Origin of the sequence: Lacinutrix sp. (assembly GCF_023299985.1) — a bacterium.
Classification (GTDB): Bacteria; Bacteroidota; Bacteroidia; order Flavobacteriales; family Flavobacteriaceae; genus Lacinutrix.
On record NZ_JALZVX010000210.1, the window covers coordinates 1 to 24,669 of the forward strand.

General features: G+C 29.5%; 28 protein-coding genes and 1 pseudogene. 4 read left to right on the forward strand and 25 right to left on the reverse strand.

Going from position 1 to position 24,669, the window contains the following annotated elements; all coding sequences use genetic code 11:
- Positions 1-572 precede the first annotated feature (572 nt).
- The 9 genes from Q0C58_RS11245 to Q0C58_RS11285 form a co-directional block, all read right to left on the reverse strand.
- On the reverse strand, positions 573-734 hold the full coding sequence (locus Q0C58_RS11245; protein ID WP_290701532.1) for a class I lanthipeptide: 162 nt from the start codon (positions 732-734) through the stop codon (positions 573-575).
- 157 nt (positions 735-891) lie between these two features.
- Entirely contained in the window at positions 892-1,053 is a 162-nt protein-coding gene (locus Q0C58_RS11250) for a class I lanthipeptide (RefSeq protein WP_290701535.1), read from the reverse strand.
- A 15-nt stretch (positions 1,054-1,068) separates the two neighbouring features.
- On the reverse strand, positions 1,069-1,248 hold the full coding sequence (locus Q0C58_RS11255; RefSeq protein ID WP_290701538.1) for a class I lanthipeptide: 180 nt from the start codon (positions 1,246-1,248) through the stop codon (positions 1,069-1,071).
- A 25-nt stretch (positions 1,249-1,273) separates the two neighbouring features.
- The gene (locus Q0C58_RS11260) at positions 1,274-1,462 is read right to left on the reverse strand and encodes a hypothetical protein (RefSeq protein ID WP_290701541.1); all 189 of its coding nucleotides are present in this window, start codon (positions 1,460-1,462) and stop codon (positions 1,274-1,276) included.
- Positions 1,463-1,466: 4 nt separating this feature from the next.
- A complete protein-coding gene (locus Q0C58_RS11265; protein ID WP_290701543.1) occupies positions 1,467-1,637 on the reverse strand; it encodes a class I lanthipeptide in 171 nt (56 codons plus the stop codon).
- Positions 1,638-1,682: 45 nt separating this feature from the next.
- Positions 1,683-1,841, reverse strand: coding sequence for a class I lanthipeptide (locus Q0C58_RS11270; protein WP_290701546.1), 159 nt, complete (start codon positions 1,839-1,841; stop codon positions 1,683-1,685).
- Positions 1,842-2,120: 279 nt separating this feature from the next.
- A complete protein-coding gene (locus Q0C58_RS11275; RefSeq protein WP_290701548.1) occupies positions 2,121-2,276 on the reverse strand; it encodes a class I lanthipeptide in 156 nt (51 codons plus the stop codon).
- A gap of 155 nt (positions 2,277-2,431) precedes the next feature.
- Positions 2,432-2,554, reverse strand: a complete 123-nt coding sequence (locus tag Q0C58_RS11280) for a hypothetical protein (protein WP_290701550.1) — start codon at positions 2,552-2,554, stop codon at positions 2,432-2,434.
- A gap of 464 nt (positions 2,555-3,018) precedes the next feature.
- On the reverse strand, positions 3,019-4,827 hold the full coding sequence (locus Q0C58_RS11285) for a helix-turn-helix domain-containing protein (RefSeq protein WP_290701553.1): 1,809 nt from the start codon (positions 4,825-4,827) through the stop codon (positions 3,019-3,021).
- 203 nt (positions 4,828-5,030) lie between these two features.
- On the opposite strand from Q0C58_RS11285, the gene Q0C58_RS11290 reads away from it, so the two are divergent.
- Positions 5,031-5,204, forward strand: a complete 174-nt coding sequence (locus tag Q0C58_RS11290; protein ID WP_290701556.1) for a hypothetical protein — start codon at positions 5,031-5,033, stop codon at positions 5,202-5,204.
- A gap of 258 nt (positions 5,205-5,462) precedes the next feature.
- A complete protein-coding gene (gene tatA, locus Q0C58_RS11295) occupies positions 5,463-5,639 on the forward strand; it encodes a twin-arginine translocase TatA/TatE family subunit (protein ID WP_290701559.1) in 177 nt (58 codons plus the stop codon).
- A gap of 70 nt (positions 5,640-5,709) precedes the next feature.
- Here tatA and Q0C58_RS11300 read toward each other — a convergent pair whose 3' ends face one another.
- The 6 genes from Q0C58_RS11300 to Q0C58_RS11325 form a co-directional block, all read right to left on the reverse strand.
- Positions 5,710-5,853 carry a class I lanthipeptide gene (locus Q0C58_RS11300; RefSeq protein ID WP_290701561.1) on the reverse strand — a complete coding sequence of 48 codons (144 nt, stop codon included), beginning with the start codon at positions 5,851-5,853 and terminating at the stop codon, positions 5,710-5,712.
- A 45-nt stretch (positions 5,854-5,898) separates the two neighbouring features.
- On the reverse strand, positions 5,899-6,042 hold the full coding sequence (locus Q0C58_RS11305; RefSeq protein WP_290701563.1) for a class I lanthipeptide: 144 nt from the start codon (positions 6,040-6,042) through the stop codon (positions 5,899-5,901).
- 178 nt (positions 6,043-6,220) lie between these two features.
- Positions 6,221-6,355, reverse strand: coding sequence for a hypothetical protein (locus Q0C58_RS11310; RefSeq protein ID WP_290701565.1), 135 nt, complete (start codon positions 6,353-6,355; stop codon positions 6,221-6,223).
- A gap of 33 nt (positions 6,356-6,388) precedes the next feature.
- Positions 6,389-6,532 (reverse strand): class I lanthipeptide, encoded by a 144-nt coding sequence (locus Q0C58_RS11315; RefSeq protein WP_290701567.1) that lies wholly within the window; start codon positions 6,530-6,532, stop codon positions 6,389-6,391.
- A 33-nt stretch (positions 6,533-6,565) separates the two neighbouring features.
- Positions 6,566-6,712, reverse strand: a complete 147-nt coding sequence (locus Q0C58_RS11320; protein WP_290701569.1) for a class I lanthipeptide — start codon at positions 6,710-6,712, stop codon at positions 6,566-6,568.
- Positions 6,713-7,141: 429 nt separating this feature from the next.
- Positions 7,142-8,884 carry a helix-turn-helix domain-containing protein gene (locus Q0C58_RS11325; protein WP_290701572.1) on the reverse strand — a complete coding sequence of 581 codons (1,743 nt, stop codon included), beginning with the start codon at positions 8,882-8,884 and terminating at the stop codon, positions 7,142-7,144.
- A 168-nt stretch (positions 8,885-9,052) separates the two neighbouring features.
- Here Q0C58_RS11325 and Q0C58_RS11330 point away from each other — a divergent pair, with 168 nt between their 5' ends.
- On the forward strand, positions 9,053-9,205 hold the full coding sequence (locus Q0C58_RS11330) for a class I lanthipeptide (RefSeq protein WP_290701575.1): 153 nt from the start codon (positions 9,053-9,055) through the stop codon (positions 9,203-9,205).
- Between the two features lie 173 nt (positions 9,206-9,378).
- Here Q0C58_RS11330 and Q0C58_RS11335 read toward each other — a convergent pair whose 3' ends face one another.
- The 4 genes from Q0C58_RS11335 to Q0C58_RS11350 are packed head-to-tail and all read right to left on the reverse strand — an operon-like array spanning position 9,379 to position 14,829.
- On the reverse strand, positions 9,379-10,365 hold the full coding sequence (locus tag Q0C58_RS11335) for a DUF4837 family protein (protein ID WP_290701578.1): 987 nt from the start codon (positions 10,363-10,365) through the stop codon (positions 9,379-9,381).
- 45 nt (positions 10,366-10,410) lie between these two features.
- Positions 10,411-11,994 (reverse strand): LysM peptidoglycan-binding domain-containing protein, encoded by a 1,584-nt coding sequence (locus Q0C58_RS11340; RefSeq protein WP_290701581.1) that lies wholly within the window; start codon positions 11,992-11,994, stop codon positions 10,411-10,413.
- A 58-nt stretch (positions 11,995-12,052) separates the two neighbouring features.
- Positions 12,053-13,240 (reverse strand): phosphoglycerate kinase, encoded by a 1,188-nt coding sequence (locus Q0C58_RS11345; RefSeq protein ID WP_290701584.1) that lies wholly within the window; start codon positions 13,238-13,240, stop codon positions 12,053-12,055.
- 17 nt (positions 13,241-13,257) lie between these two features.
- A complete protein-coding gene (locus Q0C58_RS11350) occupies positions 13,258-14,829 on the reverse strand; it encodes a hypothetical protein (protein WP_290701587.1) in 1,572 nt (523 codons plus the stop codon).
- Between the two features lie 167 nt (positions 14,830-14,996).
- Here Q0C58_RS11350 and Q0C58_RS11355 point away from each other — a divergent pair, with 167 nt between their 5' ends.
- Positions 14,997-16,151: a DNA polymerase III subunit delta' gene (locus Q0C58_RS11355; protein WP_290701590.1), complete on the forward strand. Its 1,155-nt coding sequence runs from the start codon at positions 14,997-14,999 to the stop codon at positions 16,149-16,151.
- 82 nt (positions 16,152-16,233) lie between these two features.
- On the opposite strand, the gene Q0C58_RS11360 is transcribed toward Q0C58_RS11355, so the two are convergent.
- From Q0C58_RS11360 to Q0C58_RS11385, 6 genes and pseudogenes are all read right to left on the reverse strand, one after another.
- The gene (locus Q0C58_RS11360) at positions 16,234-18,342 is read right to left on the reverse strand and encodes a hypothetical protein (protein ID WP_290701592.1); all 2,109 of its coding nucleotides are present in this window, start codon (positions 18,340-18,342) and stop codon (positions 16,234-16,236) included.
- 141 nt (positions 18,343-18,483) lie between these two features.
- Positions 18,484-18,996, reverse strand: a complete 513-nt coding sequence (locus Q0C58_RS11365) for an OmpH family outer membrane protein (RefSeq protein ID WP_290701593.1) — start codon at positions 18,994-18,996, stop codon at positions 18,484-18,486.
- Between the two features lie 225 nt (positions 18,997-19,221).
- Positions 19,222-20,082 (reverse strand): class I SAM-dependent methyltransferase, encoded by an 861-nt coding sequence (locus Q0C58_RS11370; RefSeq protein WP_290701596.1) that lies wholly within the window; start codon positions 20,080-20,082, stop codon positions 19,222-19,224.
- An 84-nt stretch (positions 20,083-20,166) separates the two neighbouring features.
- Positions 20,167-22,038 (reverse strand): tRNA uridine-5-carboxymethylaminomethyl(34) synthesis enzyme MnmG, encoded by a 1,872-nt coding sequence (gene mnmG, locus Q0C58_RS11375; RefSeq protein ID WP_290701599.1) that lies wholly within the window; start codon positions 22,036-22,038, stop codon positions 20,167-20,169.
- 146 nt (positions 22,039-22,184) lie between these two features.
- Positions 22,185-22,595 carry an rRNA maturation RNase YbeY gene (gene ybeY, locus Q0C58_RS11380; protein ID WP_290701602.1) on the reverse strand — a complete coding sequence of 137 codons (411 nt, stop codon included), beginning with the start codon at positions 22,593-22,595 and terminating at the stop codon, positions 22,185-22,187.
- Positions 22,588-24,669: pseudogene (locus tag Q0C58_RS11385) on the reverse strand (hypothetical protein); the annotation flags it as partial. The pseudogene Q0C58_RS11385 and the gene ybeY, both read right to left, overlap by 8 nt.

A 24,669-nucleotide genomic window follows, 5' to 3' on the forward strand; every position in this document is an offset into this window, starting at 1 on the left:
CCATCCATTTGCTTTTACTCTTGCCATTTGGCTTGTTTTTAATACTTTCATAATTTTTGTGTTTTCTGTTAATAATTTAATTTAATCCAGCTGTTAGTATTGCTGGATATTTTTTTGTTGACTATGCTGCACCAGCTATTATAGCTACTATTACTTTACATGCTCCTTCACCTGTTCCAAAAATAGAACACCATCCGTTTGCCTTTACTGTTACCATTTCACTTGTTTTTAATACTTTCATAATTTGTGTTTTTAAAATTAATAATTTTGATTTTTCCTTAAATATTCAATTTCGTCAAAAAGATATATCTAAGCTGTTTTTAAATGTTGCAACTGTTTTTAGAACCGAAATTCTAGATACTAATTAATTAGTAATTTTTAATATTGTCTCTTTCAAATGTATCTCTCATCTTCATGAGAAACAAAGAAAGAAAGCTTGGTTTTATAAATTGTAGGATACTTATTAGTTGTTTCCTATTGGGCTTAAATCTCTTTCATTGTTTTAATAGTTTATAGTGTTCTCCTTAAAAAACGATAGCTTTTATTAAAACCGATAAAGAATATTTAAACTTTTAAATCCATGGAGACATTTGCTCTTTAGCTTCATCAATTTGGTCTTGAACCCAGTCTACGAAAAAGGTTGTGCTTCCTCCATTAATTGAATCCATTTGTGAGTTATCTAATTCTATCAACGAGCTCTTATTAAACTCTAATTTTTTGTTTAGTGTTTTCATTTTTTTATTTTAATTAATTGTCTTCTTTTTTTAAATGGTTTAACATAATATCCATTATTATTAAGTGTTATATTTCTATCTAGTAACCTGTGTCTTTAATTTGTTAAAAAAGTTGACTTCTTTAGTTATTATATAGTTAATTGCTTAATATTTTCTATTAAAAAATGAAATCAAACCAAGTACCATAAGTAGTTGCTCTTGTAATTGCCTCAATATAATCTGTAACAGGAGATCCACCTGAAACATTATTTAACTCAGAGTCATTTAACTCTAATACTGAGTTTTTACTAAATACTAATTTGTTGCTTTGCGTTTTCATAATTTTATCTTTTTATTAGTTTGCTATAAAGTCATTATTATCATTTGGATTTTGTATTGAGAACTTAATAATAGAAATAGTTTGTCCTGAAGATTCACTCCATTGGCATCCTCCATTTACTCCTAAAGATTGAGAGTCGTTTAGTTCTGTTATAGAACTTTTTCCAAATTGTAATTTTGTGTTTTGTGTTTTCATAATTATTTGATTTAAAATTTATTTATTACTTCTGACCTGATTGCATATCTTCTCCTTGACTTCCATTCATAATAATTGGAGTGAGTCCAATAATAGATGGTAACATTGGAGACATACCACTTCCTGTACCTCCTTGAATCTGGTTTAATTGCCCTGCATTTAACTCACTAATTGAGCTTGTCTTGAATACTAGTTTTGTGTTTTGTGTTTTCATATTTTTATCTTTTTATTATATAATTATTGTCATTTGGGTTTTTTATAGATATTTTTATTGTTTGTCCTGAAGATTCACTCCATTGGCATCCTCCATTTACTCCTAAAGACTGAGAATCATTAAGCTCTGTAATGGAACTTTTTCCAAATTGTAATTTTGTGTTTTGTGTTTTCATAATATTTGTGTATTGTGTTAATTTTTAGTGCGATTTTATTAAAATCTAAAGTGGGCCATGATCTAGCCACGTTCCATAAGTAGTAGCTCTTATTATACTTTCTACAATTGTCCAAGAACCACCATTTACTTTATTGATTTGTTTGTCATTGAGCTCGATAATTACATCTTTTTTAAATGTTAATTTTTTGTGTTGTAGTTTCATAATTATTTGGTTTATTATTTTTACTTTTAGATACTTATCTAAAATTGTCATATTGTTTGAACAAACAAAGCCTCTTCCTCCATTAATTTTAAAAGTTACTGTTTACTAATTTTTAGTTTTATTAATAGTTTTCTCCACCATGTTTTATTTTGGGAAAGTTCAACTATAGATCTCTCTTTTAATTTGGATTTAAAAGAATCCTTTTTTTCTTTCATAAAATGTTTATTTAGAATCGTTATTAACTCTTATTTGTTAATAATTAACCAGAGAGATACTTATCTATTGAGGGTTTGTAAGCCTATCTACTAACCAGTCACATAAATGGCCTGAAAAAGAAGCGCTAAAAGTTCCACCAATTACAGATTGTAATTGATCTGTATTTAGTTCTGAAATAGTTTTTTTGTTAAACTCTAGATTGTGTTGTTCTGTTTTCATGATGTTTTAATTTAATTGTTAGTATTTGAATGATGTTTTACTCTAAAAAAGCTTCTACAGTATTCATCGTTAGATAAATCACTATAATTTCTTTATTAAGTTTACTTTTTAAGAGAACCATTATCCTTTTTTACAAAATGTTTCTAAATATTTTATTAATCTATAACAATAGCATCCCCTAATGAGTTAAATACATTAGTAAACTCTTCTTGTAATTCGTTTGAAATAAAGTCAAAAGAATCCAAATATAGATTGGTGTTGTGTTCTGTTGTTTTCATTTTTTCAAAATTTTTATTACTAATTTATTATGAAAAGCTGACTACTAACAATAATTTTGCTTTCGTCAACCCTTCAACTCAAGCGCTATTTAGCCTTAAGCTGTTTCTAAATTATGTACTCCGAAAAAAATTAAGTGAAGACTCTTTGAGATATATTATTCTTTGTGGTGACACAAAAAAAATATATATTTGCAGAGTATTCAATGTTGACGGACACGGAATACATGAAAATTTGTGTTTTCAAAATTAACAGGGCTTTACAGAGCTCTGTTTTTTTATTTCTGAATAATTTTAGTTTATAATTGCTTGAGTAAAAATTACCAGATTAGTTTTATTTGATGATCCAAAGTAATCTTAAATAAAAGTAACATCCAAACAAAGTAACCTACAATTTATAAAAAAATATAGTGCCTTTTTGGTATTAATGTATTGATATTTAGTTATTTGTGTAGAAATTCAATTTTTTAAACCTCCTGTATCTTTTTAATGTAAACTGAAGGAGAAATGCCTGTTGCAGATCTAAAGTATCTAGAGAAAGCATCAGCATTTTTGTAACCCATTTCTTCTGCAATACCTTTAACAGAATATGAGCGAAGTCGTTTATTATTTTTTAGCTCTATAATGGCATAATTAATTCTGAGTTCATTAATGTATGTACTAAAAGATTTGTCTAGGTGTGTGTTAATTATTTTAGATAAGTAAGAGGTGTTTGTTTTAAGCTTTTTAGCCATATTATGCATTGTACAATCTTGTCGAAGAAAATACATTTTATCTTCTAAAGTTTGTAATTTAGTAAGTATTTCTTCCACTTTTTTATCATCAATTACATAAGCTAAATCCCCTGTTTCTTTTGTGTCTTCGTTAGAAAGATCTTCCTCATTGATTACATCATGATCATCTTTTTCTTGTTTATCTTTTACAAGTAAATTATTTGCTTCTTCTATACTATTTACTGTCGTTTCTTTGGTTAAGGCAGCAATTGTTGATTTATTTTCTTTAGCTTTTCTTTCTTCAAAAGCATTTACTTTTAGCATTAAATCATCAAAACGCTTTTGGTTTACTTTAGATTTTGTTTTAAAGAAAAAAATTAATATTAAAATGAGCACTAAAAGTGTAACGCTAACACCTGTCCATAGCCATTTTGTTTTTTTATATTTTTCTTTTTCAGATATTTCTTGATTCAATTCTAATTTATAATTATTTTGAAGTGAAGAAACTTTATCATTTAAATTAAAATTATAAAGAGTCTCCATAGTGGCTAATCTATCTTCCGAAACTTTTTGCTTTACCTCAAGGTATTTATAATAGAAATTCTCAGCTAATTCTTTGTTTTTAAGAGCTTTATGGGTGTCTGTTATTAATTTATAGTACTTTACCTTTTGTAATGCCGTTATCTTTATATTGCTATCGTTAATAAAGTTTAAGTTTATTAACGCATCCTCATAATTGGTGTTTAAATAATTTATTTCGGCATTTTTATATTTTACTTCATTAATAAACTCTTCGTTTTGTAGTTGTTTAGCACAACTTAAAGCAGATTCTGTAGCTTTTTTAGCTGAATCAAGCTTTCTATTTAATACATCTATTTTAGACTTTAATAAACTCATATGATAGATAAATTCACAATTGTTCTTTGTTTTAGCTTCTTTTAAACCAGTTTCTATAAGAATTTCTGCCACTTTTAAGCTGTCAGATTTTATATAAGCCTCAATTAGTGTTTTACGTACAAACCGTAGATTTAAGTCATTATTAGAAACTTTATAATTGTAATCCTTTCTTAATTGCTCAATAGCATCATTAGATTTGCTTATCCGCAATTTTAAAGATGTTATATAGGTTTCAATAGATTTAATAAATTTTAAATCGCTATTTTTTTTTGCTAAATCTAATGTTTGATAATACAATCGCAAAGATTCTCTGTAACGCTGCTTGTTTTCTAAAACTCTAGCAATACTGTGCTTAGTTTGTATAATATCAATTGGTGCTTCTGTAATACTTAAATTTTTATAATGATAAAAGAGTGTGCTATCTGTTTGGTTCATTATTTCGTGAGCTGCAGCTATAGATGCATGAGTAACTATAATCCCCTTTAAATTATTTTCAGATTTATTAATTTTTAAATACTTGTGTAAAAAATTAAGCGCTTTATCAGGATTATTATAAATATTAACTTTAATAGAATCTTCTAGAGCTTTTTTATTCTCCTGCGAAGACAATTGAGGTGTATTAAAAAATATTATAGTTAATGTAATAAGTAGTTTTATCGCTTGCATTGAATAAAATAGGTGAGATTTCTAGCAAATTACTAAAAAAAAAAAAAGCAACCTAAATCCTTGAATAAAACCTTTCATTTATTGGGTTACCCATCTTTTTTTTGAACTGTTTTTTTATAAATTATAGCATTCATGTTTTTTATTATTGAATATTAATATTGACATTTGGCATATAATAATTCAGTCTAAAACAAATTTAAATTATGAAAACTCAAGCAAAAAAACAATTAAATTTTAAAAAAAATAACATTATAGAACTTAATGAAAATTCATTAAGTAATATTAATGGAGGAAGTGATAATGGATTTGAGGGTGATGTTCCTCCTATTGGTCCTAAATCTAGATATACATCTTGGCTTTGCAATGGAGTTAATTAGATTTAAGTAATAAAAAAGCGTGTAAATATTACATGCTTTTTTATTAAACTGGTGTTATAACCTCAAAGACAAAACCTTAGAAGTAAACCTTTGTTAAATATTTATAAAAAATATAAATATCCAGACTTCTTTACACATAACTTAGCATCTTATTACAATTATTTTTTGCTACTAGATACAAAAAAGCTTAATTGTTTTACATTTTTAACGCATTTTAAAAACTTTAATTACTAACTTTGTACTTTAAATACACATATCATGATATCACTAAGTATGTTTTTAGCATTTGGTCCATGGCAAATTGGACTTATAGTTGTTGTGGTTTTATTACTTTTTGGAGGTAAAAAAATCCCAGAACTTATGAAAGGACTTGGAAGCGGAATTAAAGAATTTAAGGATGCGAGTAAAGAGGAGGAAGTAGAAAATAAAGACTAAACAAACCTTTTTAAATAGAAAAAACCAACACAATGTGTTGGTTTTTTTGTTTAATGGATGTAATAATTGTCTATTTAAATATAAATAAGCTAATAGTAATACCTATCGTTATAGTTGTTGGTGTAGATCCACCGTTTACATCCTGCAATTGACCATCATTTAATTCTATTAAAGAACTCTTGTTAAATGATAAATTTCTGTTTTGTTTTTTCATAATTTTAAATTTTAATGTTTTATTAAATGATATATATAGACTGATCTATTTTGTTGCAAATAAGCTAATGGTAATACCTATAGTTATCCATGTTGGTGTAGATCCACCGTTTACATCTTGTAATTGAGCATTGTTTAATTCTACTAATGAACTTTTGTTGAATAATAAGTTTGTGTTTTGTGTTTTCATAATGTTTAAATTTTAATAATTTGTGTTTATAAATGTGCCTAGTTATTTAAAGTGATTTAGGTTATTCACTCCATTGTACTTGCAAGCAAAATGGTTTTTGATTCTTTTGTTTTTAATGCGAAAAAGTCGCTAGATTAAATCAATAACTCGTGCTTTTAAATTCAATTTATCTTTAATATTATCTAGTAATTGTTATCACAGATAAAGGTAAAACTGGAGATAACGAACCTCCTTTTACGTTATTCATTTTGTTTGCTTCAAGCTCTATTATAGTGCTTTTTCTAAATTCGATGGTTTGTTTTTGTGTTTTCATAATGTTTAAATTTTAATGATAATAGATAACTATCTATCTTAATAAAATACTAATTGTTAGAGTTATAGTTGTAGATATAGTTGTGCATGTTCCAGCCTTTACGTCTTGCAATTCAGCATCGTTTAATTCTACTAATGAACTCTTGTTAAATAATAAATTTGTGTTTTGTGTTTTCATAATATTTGTGTTTTATTTAAATAAAAGAACTTCTTATCTTGTTAAAAAAGTTCTAATTGTTATTGTAAAACAGTTTGAACACACTATAGTTGTTCCTCCTTTTACGTCATCTAATTGGCTATCGTTTAATTCTATTAAAGAATTCTTGTCAAATGATAAATTTGTGTTTTGTGTTTTCATAATTTTAAATTTCTGTTGTTATTAATAATTCGTTTTTTTGATAGAATAGAACGGTTACTAACCAATGAAGGTGTTCACCAATCTATTCGTCTCAAGCGCCTTTAACTTAAGCTAAATTGAAATTTTGTATTATATTTTAAGTGAAGTACTTTGAAATAGTCTTTTTACAAGATTGGAAAATATTGTAAAAAGCTTATATTTGAAGAGTACATCATGTTTGCCGACATGGATACAAAATTTTTATTATAAACAGAGCTTCCTATAGCTCTGTTTTTTTTGTGAATTTTCGATTTAAATACATTTATTACATGAAATACATTTTTCGACTTTCAACACTTCAAAGGAATTATAAAACAAATTGTAAAACAAATGGAGACACACGAATTTTATAAAATACGCGACTCCAAAATCAATTTAAATAACTGATTATTAAGTGTTTATTCTATTTATTTTTTTAATGTAAACTGAAGGCGTAAGTCCTGTAGCTTCTTTAAAATACTTAGCAAAAGAGTCGGCACTTTTATATCCTATCTCTTCAGATATGGCTTTTACGGAATAAGATCTGAGTCTTTTATTGTTTTTTAATTCAAGAATAACATAATCTATCCTTAACTCATTAATGTAGTTGCTAAATGTTTTGTTTAAGTGATTGTTTGTTATATTGGAAAGGTAAGACGTGTTTGTTTTCAAACGTTTAGCCATATTATGCATCGTACAATCCTGTTTTAAATAGTACTTCTTATCTTCAAGCTGTTTAATTTTTGAAAGAATCTCTTTTATTTTATCATCATCAATAATGTATGTACTACTTTCAGTATCTTCTATTACCTTATTTTGTGGTTTTTTTTCTTTAATAATTAGTTTTTGATCTTGCTCTTTATTAACAGCTTCTGTTAGATGTTTTATAGGTAATAACTCGTTTTCTTTATTCTTTTCATATTTATTAACTTTAACCATTAAAGCATCAAAAAGTCTTTGGTTTTTTTTCTGTTTTATTTTTATCCGTATAATAAATAATACACCAAGAACACCCAGAATGATAAATGCTATTAACCAAAACTTGGTTATATTTTTTTGTTTTTGTTTTTCATCAATCTTTTCACTTAAATCTATATCGTATATATTATCTAGAGTTGCTAGTCTTTTTTCAGTTACCCTTTTTTCTTCGATTACAAATTTCTTATAGTAATCTAGAGATAACTCACTATTACCTAGAGCATCATAAGACGTTGCAAGTGCTTTGTAATATTTTGATAATTCTTCAGGTGGTTTAGTAGATTTGTTGTCTATAATTTCTAATAGAGTAGCAATAGACTCCTTAAAACTACCTTTCCCAATATTGGCTAATGATGAAATAAAACCTGCTTCGTCTCTAAACTTATTATTTTTAAGAACTGCTGCTTTTATTAATGCTTGCTTAGATTCAAGATAAGCCTTTGAGTATTCTTTTTTTTGTATTAATGCTTCTGCTTTTAATTTATGGAAATAGTATTGAAATTCATTATTATTCTCTTGTCTTGCATCAACCAAACCTTCATAAATTATTTTAAGAGCACTATCTGGTTTTTTTGAATTAAGGTAGGTTTCTGCTAAGTTCTTTCTTGTAAATTTTAAATTCTTTACTTTTCCTTCTTGTTTTATTTCTCTTGCATACATTGCTTTTAATAATACTAAAGCTTTTTCTGGTTGTCCAATTTTATTTTCCATTAAAGCTAAAGAATGCTCTATTTTATCATATTCCTCTTTAAGCTTTTCTTTTTTAACTAAATCATAACATTGTTTGTATAACAATAAAGCGTATTCAAAATTATACTGTTGCTCGTATACTTTTCCTATGTCATATTTAAAAGCAATAATGTCACTAGGTTTCTCACAAAGCAAAAGGCCTTTGTTTAAAAAAAACAAAGTGCTATCTATATCGTTTTTTATATTGTGGGCAACACCTAGAGCGCCATAACCTATTATAACATCATCTTTTTCTTTAGCTTGTTTAATAAACTTATGGATAAAAAAAATAGCTTTATCTGGATCATTAAAAATATACTTTTTAATAGAATCCTCAACTGGTTTTTTTTGTTCTTGATGTGTAAAACTGATGCTTTTTGATGATAGTGTGGTTAGCATAACAATAAATGCTACTAAGAAAGGGTATAAGTGGTTTTTTGTAATCATATCTGTTTAAAACTTATTGATATCTAATGTTTTATATACTTTATGAGCCATCTAAAAGTATTAAACTTAGTCATGAATAGCCGAATTTTATAAAAATAGGGAATCTTCATTTCGTTTGTCTAGCTATTTAGAATAAATTTATACCATAACTTTAAAAAACTATAAATTATGAAGTCTCTAGCAAGAAAAACATTATTTTTAAAAAAAACATCAATCTTAGAACTAAACACAAAACAATTAAAAGACATTAATGGAGGGAGTCAGTTTGCAACAGCCTCTCAATATACTGTTTCTACTCGTATTTGTTCTGCAGCAAATTAATATTATAATTCTTATTTTTACAAACTGTAAAAGCTTTAATTTAAAGAAGAACAAAGTAAAAACAAGGTAATAAAACATTCTTAAATTAAAAAACCAACACAAATGTGTTGGTTTTTTAGTACTAGACATATTATTAATTCTGTAACGTTATTTCAGGACGTCACAATCCTTTTCTACTTTATTCTAATAGATTTAATAATAGATTCTAACTCAAAAACATAATTACGTTTAGAAACAGAAGGTGCAAAAGCAAATCCTTCGGCAACTAAATACCTATTGTTTACCTTATCTTCTATAAGATACATAATAAAAGGTCCAGACATAAATTGGTCTTTTACATCCCAAAGGCCTTTAACTTCTATTGTTGGTTTGTTATCAATTATGGTTTCGTAAACATGTGGTGCGTAAGCCATTTCTGTTCCCAAAAAACTACCATCTACAGGTCCAGGAATAAACCTTTTACCAATAGAATCTCTTGTTTTTATTATCTGGCTTACTAAGCTATCGTTCTTTTTAATAGCATTTAAAGGCAACTCATAAAATACAACATTTGTATAACCTGTTGGTATGTCTCGCTTTATCCAGTTAAATTTATCTTCTGGAGTAGCTGCAGTAGTTGTCACTCTATAGTAAGATGGAAACTTAACCTTAATGCCTAGAGACTCTTGCACATTTTTGGTTCTTGATAAAGATTTAGACATTTGTCTTTGCTTATATCTAATTTCTTCGGCTTTAATAGCTTCTACTATATTATCTGCATTTTTAATTATTTGTTCCTTAATTTCTGCAATATCTTTTCCAGAAACAGTTACTATTTTTTGAGGTATTGCATATACATCTCTCTCAATTTTAAAATCTGTTACACCTTGTTCTATCTTTAAAACACTTCTGTTTTGTTTAGCAAAACCAGTAAAAACTTGAGTTGGTATTTGAGATAAAGAGAACATTGGTTCTGGCTGTGGCAAACCATCTATAGACTGTGCCATAACCTCTCTTATGGTTTCTCCAACAGTATTTTGCCATAGCTCATTATCTACAACAATGGCTATCTTGTTAACTGGTCCTGCAGAATCTGGAAGTATTCTTACATTTGTTTTGCTGTTATTATCACAAGAGAATGTAGTGGCTACAATAGCAACTAATAGAATAAGTTTACGCATAATTTGTTTTTTAAATTGATTTAAAACAATGATAAATTGGTGTTACTAACTTTTAGACATTTTTAAAGTCATGCCTGGGTTTAAGTTTGTACCACTAATATCGTTCCAATCTTTAATATTTTGAACAGAAACTCCAGAGAATTTTTGAGAAATACTCCATAGTGAGTCTCCACTTTTAACTTTGTAAGTCTTTCTTTTAAAATTTACTGTGCTTTTAGGTTTGCTTACTGCTTTAGTTACAGATGAAGGATTTCGTGGATAAACAGTTAAGCGTTGTCCTATTTTTAAGCTATTACTTCGTAATCCATTCCATTGTTTTAACTGGCTCACACGAACACCAAATCTTCTAGCAATTTTTCCTAAATAATCGCCTTGTTTAACTTTATATCGTGTTTTTGTGTCTGCATTTTGAAGTTGCGGCAAAGGTTTTTCTCGTTTATCAAACTCTGCTTTTGCAAAAGCATACATTTCATTTTCATTGTTTACAAAAACACCAATAACATTTCTAGGCAATCTTAACGTGTAGTTTTTTCCTTTTACAAAAGGTATAACATCTAATTTGTAAGACGGATTTAAAAACTGAAGCGTCTCCATTTTAACACCTGTAAACTCAGAAACTTGATCTAAAGTAATTGTTTGTTTTACATGTATAGTATCGGTTTCTATGTAATTAAATTGTGGTTTGTGCTGTACAAAACCATGTTCGTTTGCATATTCAAAAATATACATTGTTGCTAAAAAAGCTGGCACATAACCTGCAGTTTCACGTGGAAGATTTGGTCTAATATTCCAATAATTTTTATAACCACCAGAGCGTCTAATGGCTTTACTTACATTTCCTGGTCCAGAGTTATATGCAGCTAATGCTAAATCCCAATCGCCAAAAATTTGATATAATTTTGCTAAATAGGTTGCGGCAGATTTTGTAGATTTTATAGGGTCGCTACGTTCATCTACATAACTACTAACATCTAGTCCATATTGTTTTCCAGTAGCAAACATAAATTGCCATAAACCTGTAGCACCAACTCGTGATTTTGCTCTTGGTTTTAAAGCAGATTCTACTATCGAGAGATACTTCATTTCTAACGGAATATTGTAATTATCCAACTCGCGCTCGAACATTGGAAAATAATACTTACTTAAACCCATTAAACGCTCCATAGATTGGTGTCTGGTTTTTAACCAACGTTTAATTAGGTTTTCTAATTGTAGATTATATTCTACGTTAAATGGTGTTCTAGCGTTTAGTCTTTGCAACCTTGCTTTTAAAGTATCTGTAGATAATTCTGGATAATAAACAGCTTCGTATTTAAGGTCTGTTACATCACGATAAATGGTGTCGAAAAGCGATGTGCTATACAACTCTTCCATCCATTTTTTATCTATTTCTGATGCAAATTCATCGTCTTGTAATTCCTTTGTTAAATCTATTGTTTTTAGAGGCTCAATAGATTTCTTAAAGAAGGCTTTACCATCCATTATTGTATCTATAACGTAACTCTCGCCTGCAATTAATTCAGACTCAGGAATTCGAGTTGTTTGTTCTTCTACTGGATTTTGAGCGTGTAATTGCAACCCGAAAAAAACGGAAAGCAATACAATTATGTATTTTGAAACTGGTGTCATTTAATAGGTATTGTGTTTAAGGCTAACGCAATAATAACCGAAATGTTAAACAAGTGTTTTACTCTAAAATAGCAGTAATTCCAGGTAAATTTTTACCTTCTAAACTTTCTAACATTGCGCCTCCTCCTGTACTAACGTAACTTACTTTCTTCTCGAAACCAAATTGTTTTACGGCAGCTACAGAGTCTCCTCCTCCAACTAACGAAAATGAGCCTTTTTTTGTTGCTTCTGCTATTGAATTTCCTAAGGCAATTGTTCCATTAGCAAATGTTTCCATCTCGAAAACACCTAAAGGACCATTCCATAAAATTGTTTTGCTTTGCATAGCTACATCGTGAAATTGTTTTCTAGACTCTGGTCCAGCGTCTAATCCCATCCAGTTTTCTGGAATAGCATTTATGTCACAAACTTTTGTGTTTGCATCGTTACTAAAACCATCTGCTATTATAGAATCTACAGGAAGGTGTATATTAACATTTTTAGCTTTCGCTTGCTTTAAAATACTTAAAGCCATTTCTAATTTATCGTCTTCTACTAAAGAGTCTCCAATGCTTCCGCCTTGTGCTTTTACAAATGTAAATGCCATGCCTCCTCCAATAATAACATCATCTACCTTATCTAAGATGTTTTCTATAACTGTTATTTTAGAAGATACTTTTGCACCTCCTAAAATAGCTAAAACAGGTCTATCGTTAGATTTTAAAACCTTATCTATACTTTCTATTTCTTGGGCTAGTAAATGTCCAAAACATTTGTTTTCTGGAAAAAACTGAGCAATAACTGTAGTAGAAGCGTGCGCTCTATGTGCTGTACCAAAGGCATCATTTACATAGATATCTCCTAGTCTAGATAGTTTTTCAGCAAAATCGCGATCTCCTTTTGTTTCTTTGTCATGAAAACGTAAATTTTCTAAAATTAAAAGTTCTCCTGGTTTTAAATTAGCAGCAGCTTCTTCAGCTTCACTTCCAATACAATTAGATACAAACTTAGTTTCTACTCCAATTATATCTTCAACTTTATTAGCAATATGTTTTAAAGAAAATTCATCTTGAACACCTTTTGGTCTTCCCAAGTGAGACATTAAAATACAGCTACCACCATCTTCTAATATTTTAATTAATGTAGGCTTTGCAGAAGAGATTCTTGTAGCATCTGTAACTTTAAAGTTCTCGTCTAATGGTACATTAAAATCTACTCTAATTAGCGCTTTTTTATCTTTAAAATTGAAATTATTTAAGGTCTTCATATCTAACTTTTATACTATTAATCTAAATTAATTTTTAAAACCCAAGTATCTCTAAATTTATATTGTTGGATTAATTCTTGTTGCATTGTAAAGGCTTCTTTAGCGCTTTCGGTCTGTAATACTGTTACAAATTGCCAGTTGTTTCTTGGATTAACTATTGTAACTGGTGTATATCCTTTTTTAATAAGGTAAGCTTCCCATTTACGAGCGCGAGTAAGCACAGAAAACACATTGGTTACAACATAATAACCACTAGTAACATGTTTAAAATTAGTAGAGCGTTTAGCTACCAACATTTTAAAGTCTTTAGAATTAAACCCTTTTTTTCCTGGTGGTTTCCAAACGTACTTTCTTTTCTTTGATTCGGTTTGTGTTGTTCTAATAACTTCTGGTTCTACTTTAGATATTTTACTTACAGGTTCTCTTTCTTCAATTATATCTTCGAAGAAATCTTGGCTAATTTCGGTTTGAAACGCAGCAAAATACATGTAAAAACGATCTGAACGTGTTTTTAGTCGTAAAGTAGTAGAGCTCGTGTTGTTATCAATAATAGAATTGTTATAGTTTGGTATTTCTAACTCTGCAATATCGAAACCTAAGGTGTTTTTACTACTTGGAATACGATCACTGTTTATTAAATTATTATTTGTAATACTACTGTTAAAGAAATTTTGCTGGTACCTTACTCCATTACTTAAAGATTGGTATGATCCATCTTTTTTAATTATTGCACATTCATCTTGTTGCAGAGTTTGGTCGCCTTCTAATGCAGAAACCACTAGAGATGTTTTAACATCGCCTTGATCTACAGATTTAAAATTTTTAAATGTTATGTCAACAGGCAAGTTATTAACTAACGCAAAACCATTGTAAGATGCTATATATTTTGGGTTATCTGTAGGCGATTGATATACAACATAAAGCATCCATCCTGCAGCACTTCCACCAGAAATGTAACCTTGAGATGCTCTTACATTTGCAACAGTATAATATCCATTTTGCTCTGTAGCATTTCTAAGTATTTTTGTTACATCTGCAGAGCAAACGTAAGGTGAATTTATTGCATGTGTTGGATTTTCTGCGCCATCGTACAAAATGTTTCCGCCAATGGTTTGGTATTCGCCATTTGGTGTTTTAAATTTAATAGTATCTATTGCTTGGTTTAGTCTAAAATCTCCTTTATACTCGTAGCTGTCTTTAGATTTTCTTCTTTTACCTTTTTCTAAACTATACGTAGCTGTCCAGTATAAAGCTGCATAAGCGATTTTTTTTAAGTTATCTGGCAATTTTAATTTAGCAGAACTAGAGCTAAATGTAGATTTGTCGTCGTCAATATCGATGTATTTCATTTTTACATCATCGTTACTAACAGACATATCGTTAAAATCGTCGGCTTTATGTTCGCCTAAAATATTGTTACCAATAGCTTTAGAATCTCCATAAATATAAAATTCGTTTACAGATTTAAAATCTACACCATCGTAACCCAAACTGTCTTTAACTCTTTCTTTTTCTTGCGAATAGGCATTGGTAATCCCTAAAAAGGAAATACATATTAGTAATAATATTCTCATTAGCATTGATTTCATGTTTTTTAAAATAGCGCTATTTAATAGTATCCAAATATATATAAATACTACGACATCATTTTGAGATAAAGTGTTTAAAATTGACGTTTAAATCAATACTTTATAAAAAAGAGTAATTTCCTTTGGCTTAAATTTAAACTATAAGCGCTATAAACTATATTTGCTTTATGCTTTTTAGTGATATTATTGGTCAAACACATATAAAAAAACATCTTACAACAAGTGTGGATAACGGTCGTGTACCTCATGCTCAACTTTTTGTAGGTCCTGAGGGCTCTGGTACCTTACCAATGGCAATTGCTTATGCACAATACGTTTTATGTGCTAATAAATCAGGAGAAAATGATAACGGAAATGAAGCTTGTAATATAAAATTTAATAACTACTCGCATCCAGATTTGCATTTTGCTTTTCCTGTTACTACTAACGATAAAATAAAAAGGCATCCTGTTTCGAAACATTTTTTAGAAGAATGGCGCGATTTGTTAAACAAGCAACCTTATGGAAACTTGTTCGATTGGTACAAACAATTAGGAGTAGATAATAAACAAGGTCAAATTGGTGTTGACGAAGCTCAAGATATCATTAAGTCTCTTGCCTTAAAACCTTACGAAGGTGGTTACAAAGTAATGCTAATTTGGATGGCTGATAAAATGAATACAGCAGCTTCAAATAAGCTTTTAAAGTTAATTGAGGAGCCACCAAACAAAACCGTTTTTATTTTAATTGCTGAAGAAGAAGAACAAATAATTGGCACTATTAGATCGCGTTGTCAGCTATTACATTTTCCGCCTTTAGCAGAAATTGATATAAAAAATGCTTTAATAAAAAACTATAGTTTAAATGAAGCTATAGCCATAAAATTGGCGCATCAAGCCAATGGAAACTATAACAAAGCATGCGATTTAGTTTATAATGATAGTGAAGATACCCAATTTGAAACCTGGTTTATTTTCTGGATTCGTGCTGCTTTTAAAGCCAAAGGAAACAAAGCTGCCATTCACGATTTAATAAAATGGAGTGAAGACATTGCTAAAACTGGTCGCGAAACACAGAAGCATTTTTTAAATTTCTGTTTAGAATTTTTTCGTCAAGCTTTGCTATTAAACTATAACGCAGACGCTTTAGTTTATATGGAAATAAAAACTGAAAAATTTGAACTTAGTAAGTTTGCTCCTTTTGTTCACAACAATAATATTTTAGATATTTCTAACGAGTTACAAGATGCCATTTACCATATAGAACGTAATGGAAACTCTAAAATTATTCTTACAGATTTATCTATAAAATTAACGAGACTGCTTCATAAAAAATCGGAGTAAAAGAACATGATTAATGTTTTATTATCACACGTTTAAAATCGTGTAAACTACTTATAATTAACCACTTAAAATTACAAACACGCTACAGTTTTTTAAAAACCTGCTTTTCTATATTGATATTTAAAATCCAAACTTGTTCTAAAAACGAACTTTTTATAAAGGCTTTTCTAAGCATAAAAACGTCGTAAAAATTTTCAGAATTATACAAATAAACATAAAACTTGTCTTCTGTTTTATCTTTAAAAATTTTCGAATTTACGCCTTTGTTCAATAGTTCTTTTTGGTACTCAATTGCAAAATCTAAATTATACAATAAGCCTGCAATCGCATAGTATCCTTTTTCTATGCCTTCAATGTATGTTGGTTCCTGATTAAGAACACGTTTAAACTTTTGTGTCTCGTAAACGTAATCCTCTTTCGTTAATAATTTTTCATAGTTTTCTCTATTCATCACCAAAGAACTTAATGAAAATGTTGGTTCTATTAAAGTTATATTTGGTTGATAAACATTAGTGTCTGCAATAGTTACAAGGTCTTCTTTTTGCTTTTGCTTTAACCAAATTGGTAGTGGTTTATCTTTTTCTTGCTTTGAGAGTTTATAGGTTTCGGTTGCAGAAATTTCTGTTTTTGGTGTAAACGTTTCTTGTGTTACATCTATCTGTTTTGTTGGTGTTTTATCACCAACTACAAATATATTAGCTGGTTTTTTTATTGCTTTTTCTTCTTTCTCACGCTTCTCTTTCTCTCGTTTTACTTTCTCTAATTTCTCTTTTTTATCAAGCACTACTTTCTCTTTAGCTAGTTTTACTTTTAAGGTTTTCTCTTTTAACTTCTTTTCTTTATCTGCAATCTCTCTCTTCGCTTTCTCTACCTTTTCACTAGCCTCTTTTTCTTTTAGAGCTTTCTCAATTTTTTCACGAGCAACTTTCTCTTTTTGCTCTTTTTCTTTCTTTAATTGTTTTTTGCCTGCCTTAATTTTAGATGTTTTTTCTTTTGCTAGCCTTTCTTCTTTATTATTTGCTTCAGCCAAGTCATTACTTTCTGTATTTGTTAAGATGTTATCTATTCTTTGTTTTTCATTGTAAAAACTCTTATTTATTTCTGTTTGAAAAGTTCCAAAAAACACATAAAACCTATCGGATTCTGTATTAAAAGCCATTTCAATTTCTGTAGTATTATTGTCTATAAGTGGCTGCGAATTATTTGGAACATCCATAGATACAATGTCGAAACCTAGTGTGTTTTCGCTTTTAGGAAATCTATCATTAAAAACGTTATCGCTATAAGTGATTTTACTGTTAAAAAAGTTATTTCTAGGCCTAAGGTCTGTACTTAATAATGTTGCACGTCTAGAGTTTGGGTTAGCCAAAACACACTCATCTTTAGTTAAAGCAGAATCTCCTTCTAATACCGCAAAAGTTAGAGCTGTTTGTACTTCGCCTTTTTCTAGTGATTTAAAATTATTAAACTTAATTTTAAGTGGTCCATTGCTTACATCTGCAAAGCCATTATAAGTAGTAATATACTTAGGGTTTTTTGTTGGTGCTTCGTAAACTACATATAATAGCCAACCTGCTGCACTTCCACCAGAAACAAAGCCTTTTGTAGCCTTTACATTTGCTACTGTGTAATCTCCGTTTATAGACTCGGTATTTTTTAATAGTTTGGTAACATCTGCCATACAAACATAAGGTGAATTTAAAGTAAAAGCAGCATCGTTAGCTCCATCGAAAATTACAGTTCCATTAATATTTTTATAATCACCATTTGGTAATTTTAATTTAATATTATCTATGTCGTCTCGCTTTTTTACACGTTTGCCTTGAAACAAAAATTGTCCACCAGACTCTTGTCTATAGCCTTGTTCATAGCTATAAGTTGCTGACCAATACAAGACAGCATAAACGATTTTTTTATGGTTTTCGGGCAGTTTTAAACTCGCAGAACTGGAGCTAAAAGTGGAAGGATTATTATCAATATCAACAAAAACCATATCGATATCATCATTAGTTAATGAGGTATCATTAAATGGTTCTTTAGCGTCTTTACTTAATATATTGTTTCCAATAACTGTTGCGTCTCCATAGATATAAAATTCGTTTAGAATTTTAAATGAAACAGCCTCCTGAGCAAACAAAAAACTAAAAAAAGTAAAGACAATGAAACTGAGGGTTAAACAGGTTTTCATCATTTTAAAATAAAATAATTAATAGCGTTAAATTATTATGCTAAATATAGTTAATTATTTTAAAGCATTGAAATATAAAAGATTAATGCATAAAAAAAGCGCTAAACTTCCATTTAGCGCTTTTATAAATTGTTTTAAACGTTATTATTTTTTATACTTACTATCTATTTCTTTAATAATTAAATCTGACAAATCTGATGTTGTATCTCCATATAAAACCGTTCCTGTAGACTCGTTTGTACCTAAAATAAATTTATAACCATTAGCTTTACCGTAGTCTTTTACAGTTGTTTTCATTTTAGATATTACAGAATCAATTTCCGTTTGATAAGCAGTTTGAAATTGTTGCTGTTCTGCTTGCATCATCTGTTGAAATTGTTGTGCTTTTGCTTGAAATGTTTGTATCGCTTCTTGTTGTTTCGCTTGAGACATTGTTGCAGCTTTAGCTTGAAGTATTTGGTATTCCGTTTGATAAACTTTACCAATACTATCTGCTCTTAATTTAAACGATTGGTTTAGAGCTTCATATTTAGATTCTATATCTACTTTCTCTTTAATATCGTTAATTACTTTTCCGTTATCTACATAACCTATTTTTTGTTGTTGACAAGATGCAAATGTTACTAAGACGAATAATGCTAATATTAAATTTTTCATTTTATAATAATTTAGTGTTTGCGCAAAAATAGAAAAGAGGAAATAATTAATCTGTAAAAAAAGACACAAAAAACAAATTATAATTATTAATTATCACAACTAATAGCTGTTATAGTTTTTTCTTATTGATTTTGAGTTAAAATAAAACCTTCTAAGCGTTTTTTAAAAAAACAGTATGTTATGGCAAAGAATTAGTGGTGAAAAGAGAGAGAAGGTGTCTTTAATTTAGTTTTTACTGTTTTTAATGACGTAAACAAGTGAAGAATACTCACCTGAACGTTTTGCTTTACTATTTGAACGTAGTCCGATAAAAAAAGCTGGTACCATTTTCATAAAATTTCCTTTATACCTTTCTGAAAGTAAGCTTACATAAAAAGCATCAAAAACCATAGGAAGTGTTTTTTTTACTGTCATGTTTTTTGTTTGAAATAGTTTTGAAATTGAATCTTTAGAGAAGTGCCATAAATGTCTTGGCACATCAAAAGCTGCCCAAAAGTTTTTATAATATAAAGCATCGTAACTTTTAAAGTTTGGTACAGCGATAACCAAAGTGCCATTTGGTTTTAGTAACTTTTTTAAAATTGAAACATGTTCTTCTAAATTTGGTAAATGTTCAAGAACATGCCAAAGCGAAATAACATCGAAACTTTCAGATTTAAAAGAATTTAATTTTTCAACATTAAAAACAGAATCGTTACAATTCTCATTAGCAATGGTTCTTGCTTTTTTATTTGGTTCTATTCCTGAAACCTGCCAACCATTATCTTGTGCTGTTTTTAAAAACGCACCCGTACCACAACCAATATCTAATAGTTTTTTTTCTTCGGAATTAAATGAGTTTATAAGTTTTAGTTTTCGTTTTAAAGAAATATTACGAACTGTATGGTATGCTTTTTCAAACAGATTCCTTTTAGAATTAGTGTGCGAAATATAATCTTCGCTCTCGTAATAACTTGAAAGATTTTCTAAAGATGGCTGAGGCGTAGTTTCTAAATAACCAAATTCTGTGTTTTCTATTAATTTAAATACTTCTCCAGAAACAGAGTAGTCTTTAACTTGAATGTGAATTTTGTTTTCTGTTTTCATTAGCTTTTTAAATGCGTAAAGCTTTTACAATGTTTGCGAAATTATAAACGGTTCCACGTGGAACAATCTAAAAGATCACTTGTTTTATCTTCCCATAAAAACTAAAAGCACAGAAATATCTGCAGGAGAGACGCCACTAATTCTTGAAGCTTGTGATATGGTTACAGGTTGAATTTTGTTTAATTTCTCACGAGCTTCTAAACTCATAGATTGTAAGTTTGAATAATCAAAATTAGAGGGGATTTTAATATTTTCTAACCTATTAAGTTTGTCTGCATTATTCTTTTCTTTTTCTATATAACCAGAATACTTGACTTGTATTTCAGTCTGTTCTATGATTTCACGATCTAGCTTATGGTCGTTTATATACTTATCTACAGATTCAATTTTACGCATATCATCTATATTAATATTTGGTCTAGCAAATATTTTATGCATCTTTCCCTGCTGCTTAACCGTTGCAGATTCTTTAGCTTCTAGAATAGGATTAGCTTCTTCTTTTGTAACACTTGTTTCTTTAAAAAAAGTAACGAACTTGTCTGATGCATTGTGCTTCTCTTCCATTCTTTTTAATCGTTTTTCACTTGCTAAACCTAAATCGTAACCTCTTGGTGTTAACCTTAAATCTGCATTATCTTGTCTTAATAATGTTCTGTATTCTGCTCTAGAAGTAAACATTCTATATGGCTCTTCTGTTCCTTTTGTAATTAAATCGTCTACCAGAACACCAATATAAGCTTCATTACGTTTTAAAATAAAAGGCTCTTTTTCTTGTACTTTAAGCGCAGCATTTATTCCAGCCATTAAACCTTGAGATGCAGCTTCCTCGTATCCAGTGGTTCCGTTAATTTGTCCTGCAAAGTATAAACCTTGAACTAACTTAGTTTCTAAAGTGTGCTGTAATTGTGTAGGTGGAAAATAATCGTATTCAATTGCATAACCAGGTCTAAAAAACTTAACGTTTTCAAAACCTACAATAGAACGCATAGCTTTAAATTGAACATCTTCGGGTAATGAAGTAGAAAACCCATTTACATACATTTCAACAGTGTTCCATCCTTCGGGCTCAACAAATAATTGATGGCTATTTTTATCTGCAAATCTATTTATTTTATCTTCTATACTAGGACAGTATCTTGGTCCTAAACTTTTTATTCTGCCATTAAACATTGGAGAGCGATCGAAACCTTCTCGAAGTAAATCGTGAACCTTTTCGCTAGTATGACCTAAATAACAAGAACGTTGATACTCTAATGGTTTAGTAGTATCTAAATAAGAAAACTTTTCGGGATTTACATCTCCAGGCTGTTCTACCATTTTAGAAAAATCTAAAGAACGTCCATCTACTCTAGGAGGTGTTCCTGTTTTCATTCTTCCAGACTCAAAACCTAAATTTATAAGTTGTTCTGTAATTCCAGTTGCAGCTTTTTCTCCTGCTCTTCCTCCTCCAAAATTTTTATCTCCTATATGAATTAATCCATTTAAAAAAGTACCATTTGTTAGCACTACAGATTTTGCTTTTACTTCAATACCAAGAGATGTTTTTACACCTGTAACTTTTCCGTTTTCAACAATTAAACCAGAAACCATTTCTTGGTAAAAGTCTAAATTTTTTGTTTTTTCTAAAAGCAATCTCCAATCTTCAGCAAACCTCATTCTATCGCTTTGAACTCTTGGACTCCACATTGCAGGCCCTTTAGATTTGTTTAACATCTTAAACTGAATAGCAGAGGTGTCACTAACAATACCACTGTAACCTCCAAGTGCATCAATCTCTCTTACTATTTGTCCTTTAGCAATTCCACCCATAGCAGGATTACAAGACATTTGCGCAATGTTTTGTAAGTTCATGGTAATTAGCAATGTTTTGCTACCCATATTAGCTGCTGCTGCTGCTGCCTCACTTCCTGCGTGACCAGCTCCAACAACTATAACATCGTAAACTTCGTTAAACATACTTTTATTAATTGTTCCACGTGAAACAAATACAAACTATATTGTTTCAAAATGAAATTAATTTAAAATTAAACATTATAGTGTTCCACGTGAAACATTATAATTACTTTTTTTAAGTCTGCAAATATACTGCGAATTAATGAATTCTATTTAAGTGTATTAAGGTAGAAATTTTCTTTATTTCGCATTTGCTTGGCATCTATTTCGGTCTTGTCTTTATAACCACAATAATGTAAAATACCGTGTATAATTACACGATGTAATTCTTCTTGAAAAGAAACCTCAAAGTCTTTAGCATTCTCATCTACTCTTTCGGTTGAAATAAATATATCACCTTGTAGTGTTTTTCCTACTGAATAATCGAAACTAATAATATCTGTAAGTGTATCGTGATTTAAAAAATCTACATTTAATTTATGAAGGTAATCATCGTTACAAAAAACATAATTTATGTCATCTTCTTTGCAATTTTCTGATTTAATAACAGATGTTATCCATTCTGAAATCTTAATTTCATTAGGTAATTTGAAGTCATTCTCGTAGTTAAAACTAATCATTCTTTTGTTTAAAATACTCCTGTACTTTTTGTTTGTAAATTTGCTGCAAAGGTAAGGCTTGCTTATTCAATATTTCTGTAGTATTAAAGTATTCTTTTGCTTTAGGTATCTGGTTATTTGTAGTGTTTGAATAATCCTTTTTATTAGTTTCGGACTTACGCTTTGTGTCTTGACCTTGTTCTAAAGTAGCTTTTTCTAACTTTAAAAGTTGATGTTGTAAATTCATCATTTTAGACAGCGTCTCATTTGTAAATCCATTATTTATAAGATCTTCTTCGACATCTTCCATCTCTTTTAATAACTGCTTGGCTTCACCAGGAGTTCCTTTACCCATTTTTTCATCTAATGCTAGTTTGTCTTCTAAAGCTTGACGAATCATTTGTTGCTGTTGGTAAATTTTATATAATTCTCCATTTACATCTTCGTTAAAACCATCTTGACCTTCTTGGTTTCCTCCTTTTCCTTTACCATCACCTTGACCTTCTCCTTCTCCTTTCCCATCTTTACCTTTCTTTCCTTTTTCTCCTTTTTTGCCATTCTCACCACCTTCTCCATCTTCACCTTCTTCACCTGGTTTTTTTCCTTTACCAGGATTGTCTCCTGGTTTATCTCCTGGCTTTTCACCTGGTTTGGATCCTTCACCTTCTTCTGGTTTACCACTGTCTCCTTTTTTTGTTCCTTCTTCCATTTTCTTATTGAGCTCTTCTTGACTCATAATAATATCTGGAAGTGGCATACCGCCTTCTCCTTGTCCAGGTGAGGGCATAGACATTGCATTTTGCAGTTGATCTAAAGCATCACTTAAAAAATTAGCTAAATTATTTGCAGAGGTTACTGCGTATTGTTGAGATGATACACCTCGATATAAATTGTTCTCTGAAAGTTCTGCTAGAGACTTGTCTATGTTAAAATAAACTTCTGATATCTCCTTATTTACTTCTTCAGATAGTTTAGGTTGGCGTAAAGACAAAGCAAATAAACTATCATCAACATGTTCAAAATGTGTGCGTAAATCTTTTTGTTTTCTTAAATACGTTGCGTATTCGTTATGGTTAACCTCAATACTTTTAAATTGCTTCATTACTTTTTCTTCATCAAAAGAAAAAAGAACTAAATTATCTAAAATTTGTCGAAGCATTTCAACGTCTTCTTCCAATGCGTCTTCTGACGCTTGACCCATTTGAGCTTGCATTTGCATGCTCATTTCTTTCATTTTTTGTGCAGCGGCTTTTTGCTTTTTTTTAGCTTTAGCATTCTCACTTTGTTTTTCCTCTTGACTTTGCGATTCCTCTTTTTTCTCTAAAGCTTCAGTTGCTTTTTCTTGGTCTTCGTTTACATTTTCTTCTTTGTTTTCATTTCTTGGCAACTTTACTGGTTGCTTTAATTCTTGGTTATCTTTTTCAAGTTCGTCTAACTGTTTTTGAATGTCTTCAAATTTCTTATTGAGTTCTTCTTGTTTTTCTTTAGTGTTCTCTTTTGGTTCCTCGTTAGCCAATTTATCTTGTTCTTTGGCAAGTTTATCTAACTCATTGCCAATTTTTTCCATCTTTTTATTAACGTAATAGCGTTTAGTTAATTCCAGCATTTGCTCAAGACTTCTTTTTTGAGTTTTAGCTTTTTTTGCTAGCTTATCTAGTTTCTCAGAAAACTCTTCCTTGCTCATTTTCTCGCGTAATTTTTCGAGTTCCTCAAGTAGTTTTTCGTCTTTTTTAAGCTGCTCTTCGTTTTCTTTTAAACGCTCTTTTAAATCTTCTTTAAATTGATCTTTTTCTTTATTTTCTTTTTGAAAATCTTCTAAATTCTTTTGAAGTTTTTTATTAAACTTCTGCATCATTTTTTCTTGCTGTTTTTGACGCTTCATAAAGTTTTCAAACTTTTTTTTATCATTAAAATTAAGTTCAGACTTTTCTTTTTGTGTTTTAGAAAGTTCTTCTAGCTCTTTTTGTTGTTCATCAAACTTTTCTAAAGATTTATTTAAATCTTGAATGGTTTCGTTTTGCTCATTCAATTGCTTTTTTTCCTCTTCGTCTGCTGTTCGTTTTCGATAACTAAACACACTACTTTTAGTGCTTTT